This is a genomic window from Photobacterium sp. NCIMB 13483 (assembly GCF_003025475.1).
GTDB lineage: Bacteria > Pseudomonadota > Gammaproteobacteria > Enterobacterales > Vibrionaceae > Photobacterium > Photobacterium piscicola.
On the sequence record NZ_PYLV01000002.1, the window covers coordinates 364,290 to 379,986 of the forward strand.

Genomic DNA, 15,697 nt, shown 5'->3' on the forward strand with positions numbered 1-15,697 from the left:
TTCCCTGTGGTTATTCTGCTGCAATATTATTTTCAATTTGTTTAATTAATGCGGGTTCCCATTCTGTAACCGACATTGCATTTACTTGATGATGTAAAGTCTGATATTGCTCTGCTGCCATTGCAGTCAATGAATTAGCCTTCATCACATCGGCTGATAATAGCCGCCAATAAAAGGCATCACGTGGTTCTGTCGCTTGTGATAACCCCTCATTAAGCATTTTAAGAGAAGGTGCAATTCCCTCTTCTTGTGCGAGTACAAGTGCTTCATTACGTTTATCATTCCAACAACCGATTTGGTTAACTTCTGCAAGATTGAAATCACCGACAGAGGTATCTAACCACTTCAAGGTCATCTCGCTAATAAATGGAACACCTCCTTTAAATGAATAAGCTTTCAATGCTGGTAATCGTTGCATAAAGTGTTGTAATTCATCTTTAATAATCGAAGACCATGAATCTTTTCCTAACGCTGTTGCTATGCGATAACTTAAAAAATGTCCATCTAACCAATAAGGGGCTTTAGTTAAACTTTCTTCGACTCGGCGCCACAATTCAATATCAGCTCCGCGCTGTAAGCCTTCTTCATAATCGCTAATACGATCCAATAAAACAGGCATTAACTGTGTTTCTCCATTAACATTAGCATCAGGTAAACTCTGGATTGAATACCACATTGCAAAACGGCGAATACGAATACTTAGCATCACTCCGTCACAACCAAGATCAGAAAGGCACTCAACCGCTTTCAAAAGTGATATTTTGAAATTACGATCATTACTACTATCGATATCTAAATTCGGGATTGGTGCGGATATCTCTGATATTAAATTCGAAGCTGCCATCATATTATTAGATAAATCTAACCCTGAATTTAAAATTGCTTTTGGCGTTTCAAATTTATGGGTACTATTAACTTTTTCTAATTTATGGTGTAAACGTGCATTAATATCATCAACAACGTCTACTGGTAACATCAGCTTTTCGGCATGCAGATAGAGATCTTGTAATAATGTTTCTAATTCTATTTTAAGTTCAGTATCAAACAGACTACTATCTAACTTATCGGCAGCAACATATGTTCGCTGACAAATTTGATTAAAAAACTTTTTACGGTGAACAGCACCACGTTCACCTGGTCTTGGCTGACATTCAAGCCAAAAACACGAGATAAAATCGACCAACACACCAATAGATAAAGTGAAGCGTTCAGGCGTAGGTTTATATTGCAGGCACTGTATTAACACTGTCAGTAATTTGATATCTTTCGATTTTGTTGAGAGTAAATTTACGGCACTCTTTTCAACTTTTTCCCATTGCACTTCGCCATGAGCGAGGGAGCCAACTTTCATCATCTGACTATCAATAAAATTTAGCTGAGGATCATCTTTCAAGCGCTCACCAACAGGATTGTCTGCCATTATTGGAGTAAGCAGTTGCTCTCTAAAACTTGTCATTGACATTTAATACTCCTACCAACGACAAATTTCTCGCATTGGCTTAATCGCCTCAGCAAGATTTTTATTATCAAACTCTACATTATCAATACCGGCTATATCTGAGCGTAATATCAATTGTGGAGCAGAAATCATCGCCTTTATTGCATCAATTGCGGGTATTCCACGGCCAGAACGCAATAAATAACCACTGTCATCACTGATCCAATCTTGCGTTACAACAGGAGAACCAGGGATTGATACAGTAACTTTTCCCGCTTTAATTGGGTGCGGTAAAATTAATTGAATACGAGTTATTTTTTCAAAACAAGATAACATCAAAATTGGAGCCAATTGAGTCTTAGATTGTGACGAAACATTTATTGCAGTTACAGTTAACCACATACGTGAAAAGTCATTCCCTTCATCTTGCTGATTTAAAATAAATCCTTCTTTTTCTCCACGATTTTTTTCACTATTAACAGCTCGTATCCATGATGGAGGGTACTGAACAACCTCATTACCTATCAATAAGTTAGATATTACTGGCGTATTTAAAACACTATCAAAACAGTGTAGTCTTTCAAGCTTTGATTCAATATCTCGGCATTGTTGAGCCTGCTCTAACGTAGTCAATAGATTTGGTTGCGCAACCACTAAACTGGGTACGAAAGCCAAACTTAGCGATAGTACTATCCATTTCATTATCATCTGATCTGGATCTCCAATTTTTGACATTTATGTGCCAATGTTCGTTTAGGTAAACCTAAACTTGCCGCAGCTTTGGCACGATCACCATTGTATTGTTCTAATCGATTGCGAATAATGGCTTTTTCGTAAACTTCTAAAGCGGTACGTAAATCATTAATCATTGAAAAATCATTATCATTAGTAACAAGCTTCTCCACTTCCATTTTTATACCCAATGGAAGCTTGGTGGTAAATGCTGACTTTTCAATCAACACTCCACATTGAGTTTGCACACAAGCAAATTCAATTAATGACCGTAATTCACGGACATTGCCCGGATAATCCAGACTTTTAAGTTTATTAAGTGCCGAAAGTGACAAGCCTAAAATATTGCGTTGTTCACGATCGTTATATTGGCGAATAAAATAAGTTGTTAATTCATCAATATCATTTAATCGACTATTTAAATTTGGTACCAATAATGGATATTGGTATATACGATAATAAAGATCTTGCCTAAAGCCGCCGTCATTCACGCTTTGACGTAAATTAACATGGGTTGCAGCAATTAAACGAAAGTTAGAAGATTGTTCTTTATTCGATCCTAATGGGCGGTACTGACACGTTTCCAATACACGTAATAATTTAGCTTGCAAAGCTAAGGGCAACTCACCCATCTCATCGAGAAACAATGAACCACCATCAGCTTGAGCAATCAATCCCTTACGGCTAGTCAATGCACCAGTGAATGCGCCTTTCTCATAACCAAATAATTCACTTTCAAGTAGATTCTCTGGTATTGCAGCGCAATTAATAGCTACAAAAGATTTATTACGACGAGATGACAAACTATGTACTGCTTTTGCTACCAGTTCTTTACCTGAACCAGTTTCTCCCTGAATAAATACCGTAAGATTAGAACTAGCAGCCATTGCTATCTGCTCTCGCAGCTGTTCCATAACAGCACTATTTCCAATCAACTTACATGCCATATCTAACCAAGCATTTTTTTCCTGTTGCTGCGCTTTTAACCGTACAATAGAATCACTCAATTGTTGTTTATGCGAATTTTGCATATCCATATCTTTGAGTAACATCCACTGCGCCACAAAAGCATCACTAAACTCGTGCCAATTGTCGTCTGTCAATAATCCATTAATAATATCTTGCTTACCGATCAATACTTGAATTGCAGCAATTTGTTTATGACTATTAAATAATGGTGCAATTAATAAACTACTATTAATATCAACCAGTTCAGCTAATTGCTTAAATGCTTTATTCTGTTGCCAATAAACCAACCGATTATGATCAAGTAAAATCAATGATGCTTGTTGTAAGACATGAGAAAATGGATGATCAAAATCATTAACATCCCACACCCAATCTGTATTATCAGAAACAGATAAGGCTCGACCATCCTCTGTTGGATAAACAATATAGCTAGCCGTTAACGCTAATTCCTGTTTTAAGGCAGTGTTATAAAACTCAGTCAGCTTTGCTCTATCTCGATAGCTAATTAATGCAGATATGTAATGAAGCCATTGTTGCATAACAATTACTCCACTTCGCCACTGAACTGCCCATTTTCAACCGTTAAACGAATACGGTTAATGGCCTCACGGTGCGCAAGTCGATTCAATAAGGCTAAAGAAACGGGTGGTAACATTTGACCTTCAATAATGGCTTCTAACATACGCGCACCATTTTCTGCACGTGTCGCCCGACGTAAAATCTCTTCAATTAGACAAGGCTCAATGATCACCTCAGCTTTATAACGCGTTGTTAATAACTTCTCTAATCGTGATAACTTACCGCGGACAATCTGTTCCAACACCTCTTTATTAAGTGGTAAATATGGCACGACTTCCATACGAGCTAATAATGCAGGCTTAAAAAAAGCTGCTAATTCTGGATATATTTGCTCTTCTAATAGCTCAGGACGAGCGGCATAATCGACTATCGTTTGATAACCAAGGTTTGAGGTTAAGAAAAACACAATATTTTGACAATCAATAATACGACCTTCACCATCCGCTAATTCGCCTTTATCAAAAGCTTGATAAAATAAATTCAACACTTCAGGGTGCGCTTTTTCAACTTCATCAAGCAACACTATTGAATATGGCTTTTTTCGCATAGCTTCAGTTAGAACACCACCTTCACCAAAACCGACATAACCAGGAGGAGAGCCAATTAAGCGAGAAACAGTGTGCTTTTCCTGGTATTCTGACATATTGATAGTAGTTAAGAATTGTTGCCCACCATACAGTTGCTCTGCTAGTTGTATCACTGTTTCTGTTTTACCGACGCCACTAGGACCAACTAATAAAAAAGCCCCTTTTGGCCGTCCTGGGCGACGAAGATCAGCACGTGCAGTTAACAAATGACGATGGATCCCTGCAATTGCCACATCTTGCCCTTTAATCGCTTTTCCTAAAATACGAGGTAATTCAGTTATTTTAGTTAATTCATCGGTATTCATCTGATCAACAGGTACTCCTGTCCAATCAGCAATAACTTGGGCAATTTGCGCTGCATCTACTTCTGGATAAATAAGCAATTCATCATGTGGAATTAGCTCTAGTTGAACATAAAGATCCACTAACCTATTTCGTAACTCATCAGCAGATAACTCAAGCTTATCCGTTACTGCTATTGATTCAGGAGAAAGAACCTGTCGACGCGTCTCAATAATATCAGCCACTAGTATTTTCTGTTGTTGCCATGCTTGATACAACGACTCACATTCAGCTTGTTCTGTATTTTCAGTTTCAATCAAAACAGCTAAACGATCTTCATCTATCGATAATCCTAATTGCTGCTCGCGATGGATCATCTTTATTTCTAACTGGCGCTGATGATAACGGCTCTCTATTTCTGAAATACGTCGTGGTGGCGCACTTAAATTAATTGCGATACGCGCACAAGCGGTATCTAACACATCAATCGCTTTATCGGGTAGTTGACGCCCAGACACATAACGAGCTGACAACTCAGCCGCTGCACGTAAGGCATCATCACTAATCAATACATTGTGTGCATTTTCATAAACACTATGAAGACCACGCATAATATCAACAGCTTGCTCTGTTGTTGGCTCATCCAGTTTTACTAATTGAAAACGACGCGTTAATGCCGGATCTTTTTCAAAATACTTCTTATATTCTTTCCATGTGGTCGCCGCAATCGTACAAAGTTCACCACGAGCTAAAGCTGGTTTCAGTAAATTAGCAGCATCACCACCACCTTCTTGATTACCAGCCCCTATCATTGTATGGGCCTCATCAATAAATAAAATGATAGGGGTCGCCGAATGCTTTACCTCATCTAATACTGATTTTAGACGTTTTTCGAATTCACCCTTAACCGAAGCACCCGCTTGCATTAAACCTAGATCAAGTGCCCATAATTCTACTTGTTGCAGTGATTCTGGTACTTTTCCTGCTACAATGCGCGAAGCAAGCCCTTCAATAACGGCACTTTTACCAACACCTGCATCACCCACAACAATTGGATTGTTTTTACGACGACGACACAAAATATCAATCATTAAATTAATTTCATTATCACGACAAAGCACAGGATCTAATTTTCCTTGACGAGCTTGTTCAGTGAAATTTGAACAAAAACGAGCAAGAGTACTATTGTCATGACCTAAAACTGCCGTCGCTTTTCCTGACGTCGAATCAATCACAGCGGTCTCTGATGACTCCACGACTAAAGACGCAAATTGTTTACGAAATGATTCACGATTAACATTTTCAAACGCTTTAATTAAATTGAAGGCTAAATAACGATCAGGACGAATTAATGCCGTTAAAAATATAATACCTGAACGTAATTCAACTTCATTCATTTCAGTTGATGCAAGTAACCATGCTTCTTGTAATAACTCCACCAGCAAAGGTGAAAAAGAAGGATAAGTATCGTTACCTATTTCATGTGGCATTGCGTCACCACACATTTGCTTAATAATGTCATTATTTAAGCCAGCATGGTTTATTAAAACTCGCACATCAGATAATGGGTTTTCTAAAAGAGAAAATAAAAAATGTTCAAAAGTCACCTCATTACTTTCACGGCTCATACACAATGCTGCCGCTTGTTCTAATGCAAGTTTAGTTTGTGCATTTAATTTATTAATTAGCACAGGAAGTTCAATTCTGATCACGGTAATATCCTATTGAAGAATGTGATTAAGCTGCGTTAAAACATCGATTGATTTATTATTTAATAAAACTGAATACACAATAAAAATAACTATCCAAGATAAAGAAAATCCAGAAAATATAGTCCAAAGAGGTATTTGCTTGGTTAACTTATATTTTTTAGCAGCCACGTGCTCTGTAGCAAATGTTAAAGCCTGAGGCTCTTTATCTTTTAACCGACGCAAAATTTCATAAAGGTTGGCAATAACTTTATCAAAAGCTTCTTTACCGTTATTCATTACCTTATATCTACCTTCAAAACCTAATGTTAGGCAAAGATAGATAAACATAAGTAACTCTTGGTATCGTTCTGGTTCTGCCTCTAGCCGTGAAAGAACAGAAAAAACTTTTTCTCCGCCCCATGTTTCATTATGAAACCGAGTTAACAATGAATGTTCAGCCCAAGCACTATCCGCCCCCCAAGAGGTACTCATTACTGCTTCATCAATAAATGAACATAGAATATAACGATAAGCTAAAATAACAGCATGCTCATGGTCGGCTTCGGTTAGCTCAACGTCAATCGCTTTAATTTCTTCAACGGCTTGATGATAAATTACTTCAATATTATCGCAGCTTCCCAAATGACGAATACGTAAAGCCATACCTAATAACGGTGTCGCTGCATCAATAAATAAATTAATGCTATTACCACGTAGCTGAAACCAAAAATCTTGGTCTTGATTAATATTGTTTACATTATCAAACAACAAATCATCATAGCTACTTTCGCGAATATGATTAGCTTTCTTCACTACACTATCCATAGTAATTAACTCCTAATCGCCCAAAATTGAAGATCAAGATCAGGGAAATCACCCGCAACATGGAACGCAAAACCACTCGAATTAACAAACATTTCCCATGCTGCACTGGTCTTATCAAGCTGAAAATATGTATAACCAGCATGGTAAGGCAACTGACGCGGGGCAACAGGCAATGGTGATAATGGAACCCCTGGTAACTGCAAAGAAATAAGTTCACGTATTTTCTCAACAGATGCTATTTTTGTTTGTTGCATAAATAGCTTACGCAATTCATCCTGAGGCATACGAGCACGAACCGCCAATATAAATTCTGCATCTGTAACAAGGTTAGTATCTTGAATCGATGCCACCATAAGGCCATATTTACGCTTATGTAATTGGATTGATACCGCACGAGGTTCAAGTACAATACTTAACGCTTGGCGCAACATTGACATAACCGGAATAAATGAGTATTCAGGCATATCATGATCATAACTACCAAACTCTGCTGCCACCCGACTTTCATCAGTAAATGTTGCAAGCTCGCCACAAATAGACGTCAGCTCTTGATATAACACTTCCGGATGAACATTACGCAAATGCGCAATATGCTGTAACTTAGGTTGAGTTCGGTTTAACATTTGCAATAACATGAAATCAGCGACATCCGCGACCCCACCTTGGTTTGATAAGCCAATGCGTGATGCAATATTTTTTGCTCGCTCCCGCATTAATCCTGCAATTTCACCAATGAAGCGTTGCAAGCGAGGTACCGCTTTTACATTAAGGTGACAAGGAATGAAATTATCATCTAACATCACACTGCCATCTGGCCGTTTTTCTAAAATACGTGCGATAGCAATAGAAGCATATGCACTACGATCATCTTTACTTAGCATTAACTTAATACTTGTCGAACTAACATCAATCAAACAACTATCACCTTGTATAGATTGAATATCTCTCACTTCTTCGCGCTTCGATTTATACCGCATCATATTAGTAGAATCATTCCAACTTACTTCAGCCAGAGAATCACTACGTAACGGAATAGCTAAATAAATAATTTGATTAGCCAGTGAACTATCTGCTATCTCTAATGCATCAGGTAACAAATCTTGTTGGGGGATATTAAAAGACGTACCATCAGGCATAATTCCGACGACTCGTTCTATTGCAATACGACCAAAACTTAAGTATTCCAAATTTAAACTTAATTCTGTTATGCCATATAAATATAAACTAACAGAGTTAAGTCTTTCATCGATCACGCTTTCAAAATAGCGTTGCTGCTGTTGAAAATGTTGAGGCTTTATAAATAGCCCCTCATTCCATATAACTCGGCTTCTAGATGACATATTACTCAACCCTGTCCAACATCACTTGATTATTTTTTATGTAAATAAGTAGATGATAATCTCTACCCAATGTTTTTACTTTTACCGATTTTTTCCAGTCACTATGATCACTATCTGAAAAAAATGCCATTACACCGATATAGCGAGTGTTTTCATCTAATTTTATTTTTTCAATAAATTTGAATTTATTGGGTAACAAAACATAATCATAGTCACCAACATAATTACTTTTTAATGCCTTTTTATAATCCAACGCTAATTGATCATAAGATGCCGAATTAAACATTGAATCATCTTCAAGTTCAAAAACTTTTAATTCAACAGAAGATGCTTCTTCATTATTATTTATATTTATAGAATCAGTGGTCACCATACTTATGGTTACGGTGCTAGGCTCTAAAGCTGGATCGTATTTAGAACTACATCCCACTAGAAATAATAACCATATATATATAACAGCATGCATCAAATAAGAGAGCTTCACCGTCTATACCTCCTGCTGTTTCTCTCGCAGGTTCTTGTCATAAGACTGATCAAAAATTTCCCAAAACAACTTTTCAAAACCATGTTGACGATTTGATGTTAGTTCTTTGTGGTAACTCTGATACATATCCCAAGCCCATGCTTCAGATGACACATTCATTGTTTGCCCTGGACGGCGATAACGTAAAAAACGACGCATTAAAACTTCAGGTGAAAAGGCTTGTATAATCTGATTTAAGGCATCATTAATAGCAATATGTACTGCTTCGTTATGATCTTTAACAGTACGTAAACTTTCTTCAATCGCAGCAGGAGCGGATAAATGCACTAAGCTACGCTGATTATCAAACATAACCTGTACAGTATCTTCATAAGTCAATCCTAATCGCAGAGGATTATCTTCAATCGGTTGTAGATTTTTGTTCATTACACCATAGCGACTAGTATTGACCTGTTGGTGAAGTTCAATCAGTCCTTTTACCGCAGCCTGTAATGACGCTCCTATTTCTTCAGAAAGCATTTGCATTTCAGCAAGATTATCACTGTTACTTGTTCGTACACCCAACCCACGAAATAATGGACCTGTTAATAAATGATTTTCGTCATTTATTACGGTAGATTGATTATTGGAGTAAGAAAAGTTCCGACTCATTTCCTCTTCAAGTAAATCCAGCGTGTTATCGTCCATTATCTTATCCTTGTTAATATATGTTGCTGCGGTGAATGACGTTGAATCCTCATATGGATTCGATTTAAAGCCACTCAACGAAATAGCTGAAGTGGGATCACGGTCGGTATCTGCTTGAATTGTCCTATCATGACCAAACCACTGCTGTTGACTATCGAGTAATGATTCGGTCTTCGATTGCGAATGCTGTAGCGCCGATTCAGTCTCTAGATTGCGTCTTAATACATCTAATGCCGTTAAAGGATCATCAATAGACAACTCTTTTTCTTCAACTGTTAAATCTAGCTCTTCACCAAACAAATCAAGATGTTTTGAGTCAGAGATCATATGTTCTATGTCTCTATCCCTGTCACTAAAGGTATTATCTATAGAGACACGAATCATATAAGGACCAAGGGAGATAACATCATTTTCATTTAATCGGGCATGTTTATCCCAACCAATAGCCATTCGAGCGTCATTAATATACGTTTGGTTAGAAACATCTGTTATACAAAAATATCCATCTATTAATGAGATACGACAATGAGTCGACTCTAACCTTCCTTTACGATCTGTAAGGCACCAGTCACTTGACGAGCTTGAACCAATCGTTCCACCGCCAGCAATAAACTCTTTTGTTGCAGATAAACCTGGTTCTAAATACTGTGTATTAGTGATTTTTAATTTCAGTAGTGTTTGTTCAGCCATGCGTTTATCCTTTTTACTGACGAACTTGAATACAAACGTTACGATCTTTATCAACTTGACCTAAAAAAGAGGACCAACCTAGCGACATTGTTGAATTTTTCCCTAACTTTAATAATGGCACTTCGTCTTCTTTAAGTTCTAACTCCAAATCAAATGCCATCTGTTCACGAAGAATGAATTCAACTAGCTTACAAAATGATTGATATTCTTTACCCGAAGGCAAAAAATCGTTAAATCGTTTTTGAGTCAACCCTTTAATTTCAATAACAAATTTACCAGTGCAATCTCGAACTGTTGAACCGATGATCGTACTTTCACCTAACGCACTGTTTGCCATACCGAGACACATACGCTGATGAGTAGGGATAACAACACTACGCTCTTCCCACTGCCGAATAGAAACATCCTCTAAATCAAAACAATGTGAAATAATCCCAGCAACAACTTGAGGAGATCGACTTCTGCCGGCTAATGTACCTGCATAAGACAGCATCTTTCCCCAGTTAATAGCCGTTTCACCACGTAATTCATCATCAGCAAGACCAACAAAAGCAAATAATTGTGATGAAAATCCGTCACTTGCGTTTTCTTGAAAACGAATGTAATAGCGGTATTTACGCCAAATACGATAAACCAACGCCAATAACCGATTATTAAAAAAATCAAGAAAATGACGACGTACACCGATTTCACTTTCTGTCGCTATTTGTTCAAGTAAAAACCCAGGCAGAGGCGATTGCGCACCATTTAGTCCAAAAAAATTAGTTTCAATACAAAAGCCGCCTTGCTCTAATAACTCTAATTTTGAAATATCGCTAGCCGCAAACCCTAAACTCGGATTAGCTTTAAACAATAAACGACAATTAGTTTCCCAACCTTCACTATCAGGATCTTGATCCGCTAAACGTTGTAATAACTCAACTAATTGATAAAAATCATAAGAGCGAGCTTGTTGTTGTAATATCGCTACTTTTTCTGATGTTAAATCGATATCATCAAACATTAAATCAAGGGTTGTAGACCCACTTGCGTTCCCCATGAATACTGTTCCTGATTCACACTATTAATCACAATAAGCTCATGAAATGAATTTATGCTGGCATATAAGGAAAAAAATCGGCTCAATACACTGCCAAATAAATACAAATCACCTTCAGAACTGAAAGCCTCTTGATTAAGCTCTAACTCAGATTGTAACCCCCTGACAGGTAACCCCTTGATAATTCTATCTATTGGTTTAGATGTTATTTTTACAATTCCATCAAGACGTTGTTTTGAAACACGCTCAGCTTGTCGATCAACAAGTGCTCTAAAATCATATGCACGTAACACAGAACACAATGCATCTTTCGATAATAATGAAAGATAATTAAGTGATAAATTAGAAATCAACGTCCACAATAAACTGCCATCTAAAGTCGGCCTTAAAGGTTGCGTTGGCTCCGTAATATTAAAAAAAGTCGCAAACGATGGTGAACTATTGGTCGGAACACAAATATCCCCCAAACCTAATTCCAACGGTAGCTGTCTATTAGTACAAGTTAGTTGTAATGAGATAGCTTCACTAAATCCGATCCCTTGAGTTTCATCACCACGCACAAACGAAATATAATGATCAAAACCATTATTACGCATACTGTCTTTAACTCTGGCACGATAATAAAGAGCTAAGCGATGACGAGAACGCTCAATTTCATGCTGAAAGCTTTCAAAAGCGGTATAAACTCGTTTTTGACCTCGCACTCGCGACTCGTGTGCTTCTTGTCTACCTTGTACATGATCAATACTAAATATCTCAAAATGTGCAGGAAAACGACTTGACGGTATGATCTTATATTCAGAACGTTTTCCCGTAAGATCAATAGGATCAGCATCGTGAGCAAATAAATTAATAACGGGTGTACAAAATAATTTAAAACATTCGTCACGAACACGAACATCCGTAGGCAATGTCTTTAAAAATACAAACCGAATATGGAACACCTTTCCCATATCTGAAGTAATAAAGCGATCTAGATTTTCTACATCACCAAATAAAAACGCATCAGGAAACGTTAAATATTCTTGTAAAATTCGATAACCTTCATACACATTCTTTGGATATGGCATCACCGCATCAGCACTATCAAAACCACGGCTTCTAAAATGTGATGCCGGAATAGAAAACTGCTTATCGCCACAGGTTAATTCAATATGTGATAAATAATGATTCAGCCATAAATAAAGCATCTGTGCACTGTAATGCTGACCACCAAGAAAAAACTGCAATGTTTTAAGATTAATATCAGCTAAACTTTGCTCACCTAACACATTTAATTGCAAATCAATAGTCGATGATTCGCGACTATGTGTCGTCGTCACATCAGTAAGCTTTAGTGGATAAATATCTATATCCCGACACGTTTTAAATCGACATACAGTTTCAGCCACAGGTCCACTATCAACATCAGTATTGGCTTTAATTATTTGACGAACACTGATCGCTTTTTCGATCGGTAAAAACTGAACAATACTAAAACTAGGTACTGGCCGTAAATAATTGGGCCATAGCATATTAATGATCGAGTGTGTTAACTCTGGAAATTCATCCTCGACCTTTTCCCGTAAGCGAGCCGTTAAAAAAGCAAATCCTTCTAATAACCGTTCAACATCTGGATCTGTATTTTTCCCTTGCAAAAAACGGGATAGCTGAGGATGCACTTCTGTAAAAGCTCCCCCTTGTTCTTTTAAAAAAGCCAGTTCATCTCTAAAGTATTTTTCTTGTGACAAAGTCAAATTACTCGGTATTTACGACAGTTATCCAATAGCAAATCAATACGTACTGATTCATGCAGCGCACTAGAATTTATGCTTGCTGTGATATGGAAAAAAATATTTAACGGACTTCCATTATCAGGTACATATCGGATATCAATCTGTTTTAATCGCGGCTCATAACACTCAAGACAACGCTGAATGGCTGATTTAATCTGAAATGCTAAATCATGTGTTCCCAATGCTGCATCATTAAAATCAATCAAACCTAACTGTGGCGCACTCATTGCTTCACCAAGTCGGCTGTTAAGCAATTGCGCCACATTTCGTTTAATTGAATCTAATATTTGCTTCGTGTCAGGAGCTTTCGTCATTGTCATTTGAGGTGCATCAGTCTCTAATCGTTCAAAGAGACTGACACCATAAGCCCTATCTGCTAGCTCAATATAAGACATTCAGTTATTCTTGATCTAAACGACCAACCAGCGATAACTCAAAATTTGCTCCCATATATTTAAAGTGAGGCCGTACAGATAATGCAACTTGGTACCAACCCGGATCGCCTTCAACATCGAGTACTTCAATTTTTGCAGCACGTAATGGGCGGCGGCTACGAACATCGGCCGGTGGATTTTCTTGATCGGCAACAAATTGCTTGATCCAAGTATTCAATTCACGCTCAAGATCTTGACGCTCTTTCCAAGAACCAATTTGTTCACGTTGCAGCACTTTTACATAATGTGCGAGACGGTTAATGATCATCGTATAAGGTAGTTGAGTACCTAACTTAAAGTTCATTTCAGCTTCACGTCCCTCTTTTGTATTTGGGAACGCTTTTGGTTTTTGAATTGAATTAGCAGAGAAAAATGCAGCATTATCACTACCTTTACGCATAGTTAATGCAATGAAGCCTTCTTCCGCTAGTTCAAACTCTTTACGATCACTGATCAATACTTCTGTTGGGATCTTAGCTTGCAGCTCACCTAAAGATTCATATAAATGAACAGGAAGATTTTCTACTGCACCGCCACTTTGAGGACCAATAATATTTGGACACCAACGGTACTGGGCAAAGCTATCAGTTAAACGAGAAGCCAATGCAAATGATGTATTACCCCATAAGTAATTATCATGGGAATCACTAACATTTTCACGATAGTTAAATGTTTTTGCTGGGTTGTTATTAGGGTCATATGGTGTACGTAACAAGAAACGAGGAGCGGTTAGTGCGAGATAACGCGCGTCGTCAGAATCACGTAATTGGCGCCACTTAATATAACGAGGACTATCAAATGTTGCTTTTAAGTCTTTAATATTTGGTAATTCTTCGAAAGATTCGATACCAAAAAACTCAGGTGCAACACCTGAAATAAAAGGAGCATGGGCCATAGCACCAACAGCACCCACATATTGTAATAATTTAATATCTGGAGATGATGGAGTAAAAGCATAGTTACCGATGATTGCACCAACAGGCTCACCACCAAATTGACCATAACCAGAAGAATATACATGCTTGTATAAACCAGATTGAGCGGTTTCTGGCGCAAACTCAAAGTCGTCTAGTAATTCTTCTTTGGTTACATTTAATAATTCAATCTTGTTATTTTCACGGAAATCAGTACGGTCAACGAGCATTTTCACACCACGCCACGCAGATTCAATTTTCTGAACAGACTCGTTATGCAAAATCTCATCCATTTGAGCACTGATTTTACTATCAAGTTCAACGAGCATTTGATCAACAAGCGCTTTATTAACTTGATCAACACCATATTCGCTACCTAATAGATTTTCTATAAAAGCAGCAACGCCTTTCTTCGCAATATCGTAGCCATCATCACTCGGTACCATACGAGTTTGAAGCATAATTTCATCAAGTAAACTACTTTGAGTTGCACTTGATAATTCAACGTTTTTTTGTACAGACATTTATCAATCCCTTAAAAGAATGTTAGCAACAGAAAGGATTACTTTTCTGCTTCTCCACTGACAATTTTCAGCTCACCTAATAACTTTTCACGAGACTCTTGAGACTCAATAAGTTCTTGAAGTCGAGAACGAAATGCTGGAATATTTCCAAGTGGACCTTTTAAAGCAACTAACGCTTCTCTTAACTCAATTAATTTTTTTAATTCAGGCACTTGCTGACTAATTGCATCAGGGGAAAAATCATCTAATCCTTTAATAGAAAGTGAAATAGATAAATCGGAATCATCATCAGATAATTTATTTTTAACGGCTGTCGTCAGCATTAAACTACTTTCACGCATAACTGATTCAAAATTATTTTTATCAATTGATACAGTTTTACGATCTTCAATTGCAGTATCTTCAGCATGACCTTTGAATTCACCAACCACTAACGTTTTTAATGGTAATTCAACTTCCGATTGTGTTTCACCAGAATGAGGAACATATTTAATATTAATACGTTCTTTTGGTGCTACGCTGCCTTCTTTCGACATATTTTTTCCCTGTTATATTTATTTTTCAAATCAAACTTAGCCATTTGAAATTGCATAATGATAGCCTTATGTTGCATAAGGATCGAAGCGGATTAAACCTCTATTATCATAATCATTCAAGCATCAATGACCAGAAATGCATACAAAATACAAATACAAAAAAGAGAAAGA

Annotated in this window: 13 protein-coding genes; all 13 read right to left on the bottom strand. The window is 37.3% G+C overall.

What is annotated here, in order from left to right; all coding sequences use genetic code 11:
• Window positions 1-10 precede the first annotated feature (10 nt).
• From tssA to tssB, 13 genes are read right to left on the bottom strand one after another with little or no spacing between them, the layout of a single operon-like run.
• Window positions 11-1,462, bottom strand: a complete 1,452-nt coding sequence (tssA, locus tag C9I86_RS03655) for a type VI secretion system protein TssA (RefSeq protein WP_107275666.1) — start codon at window positions 1,460-1,462, stop codon at window positions 11-13.
• A 9-nt stretch (window positions 1,463-1,471) separates the two neighbouring features.
• On the bottom strand, window positions 1,472-2,173 hold the full coding sequence (vasI, locus tag C9I86_RS03660; protein WP_235865779.1) for a type VI secretion system-associated protein VasI: 702 nt from the start codon (window positions 2,171-2,173) through the stop codon (window positions 1,472-1,474).
• Window positions 2,143-3,678, bottom strand: coding sequence for a sigma-54-dependent Fis family transcriptional regulator (locus tag C9I86_RS03665; RefSeq protein ID WP_080156132.1), 1,536 nt, complete (start codon window positions 3,676-3,678; stop codon window positions 2,143-2,145). Before C9I86_RS03665 ends, vasI begins: the two co-directional genes overlap by 31 nt.
• A 5-nt stretch (window positions 3,679-3,683) precedes the next feature.
• Entirely contained in the window at window positions 3,684-6,299 is a 2,616-nt protein-coding gene (tssH, locus tag C9I86_RS03670; protein ID WP_080156133.1) for a type VI secretion system ATPase TssH, read from the bottom strand.
• A gap of 9 nt (window positions 6,300-6,308) precedes the next feature.
• Window positions 6,309-7,103, bottom strand: a complete 795-nt coding sequence (icmH, locus tag C9I86_RS03675) for a type IVB secretion system protein IcmH/DotU (RefSeq protein WP_080156134.1) — start codon at window positions 7,101-7,103, stop codon at window positions 6,309-6,311.
• Between the two features lie 5 nt (window positions 7,104-7,108).
• Window positions 7,109-8,443 (bottom strand): type VI secretion system baseplate subunit TssK, encoded by a 1,335-nt coding sequence (gene tssK, locus C9I86_RS03680; protein WP_080156135.1) that lies wholly within the window; start codon window positions 8,441-8,443, stop codon window positions 7,109-7,111.
• 1 nt (window position 8,444) lies between these two features.
• Window positions 8,445-8,909, bottom strand: a complete 465-nt coding sequence (tssJ, locus tag C9I86_RS03685) for a type VI secretion system lipoprotein TssJ (RefSeq protein ID WP_045038347.1) — start codon at window positions 8,907-8,909, stop codon at window positions 8,445-8,447.
• Window positions 8,910-8,930: 21 nt separating this feature from the next.
• Window positions 8,931-10,304, bottom strand: coding sequence for a type VI secretion system-associated FHA domain protein TagH (gene tagH / locus C9I86_RS03690; protein ID WP_080156136.1), 1,374 nt, complete (start codon window positions 10,302-10,304; stop codon window positions 8,931-8,933).
• A 13-nt stretch (window positions 10,305-10,317) separates the two neighbouring features.
• Window positions 10,318-11,343: a type VI secretion system baseplate subunit TssG gene (gene tssG, locus C9I86_RS03695; RefSeq protein ID WP_107275667.1), complete on the bottom strand. Its 1,026-nt coding sequence runs from the start codon at window positions 11,341-11,343 to the stop codon at window positions 10,318-10,320.
• A complete protein-coding gene (tssF, locus tag C9I86_RS03700) occupies window positions 11,307-13,073 on the bottom strand; it encodes a type VI secretion system baseplate subunit TssF (RefSeq protein WP_107275668.1) in 1,767 nt (588 codons plus the stop codon). Before tssF ends, tssG begins: the two co-directional genes overlap by 37 nt.
• Before the next feature lie 2 nt (window positions 13,074-13,075).
• The gene (gene tssE, locus C9I86_RS03705) at window positions 13,076-13,513 is read right to left on the bottom strand and encodes a type VI secretion system baseplate subunit TssE (protein ID WP_045038344.1); all 438 of its coding nucleotides are present in this window, start codon (window positions 13,511-13,513) and stop codon (window positions 13,076-13,078) included.
• A 4-nt stretch (window positions 13,514-13,517) separates the two neighbouring features.
• Entirely contained in the window at window positions 13,518-14,990 is a 1,473-nt protein-coding gene (tssC, locus tag C9I86_RS03710) for a type VI secretion system contractile sheath large subunit (RefSeq protein ID WP_080156138.1), read from the bottom strand.
• A 38-nt stretch (window positions 14,991-15,028) separates the two neighbouring features.
• Window positions 15,029-15,526, bottom strand: coding sequence for a type VI secretion system contractile sheath small subunit (gene tssB, locus C9I86_RS03715; RefSeq protein ID WP_080156139.1), 498 nt, complete (start codon window positions 15,524-15,526; stop codon window positions 15,029-15,031).
• Window positions 15,527-15,697 lie beyond the last annotated feature (171 nt).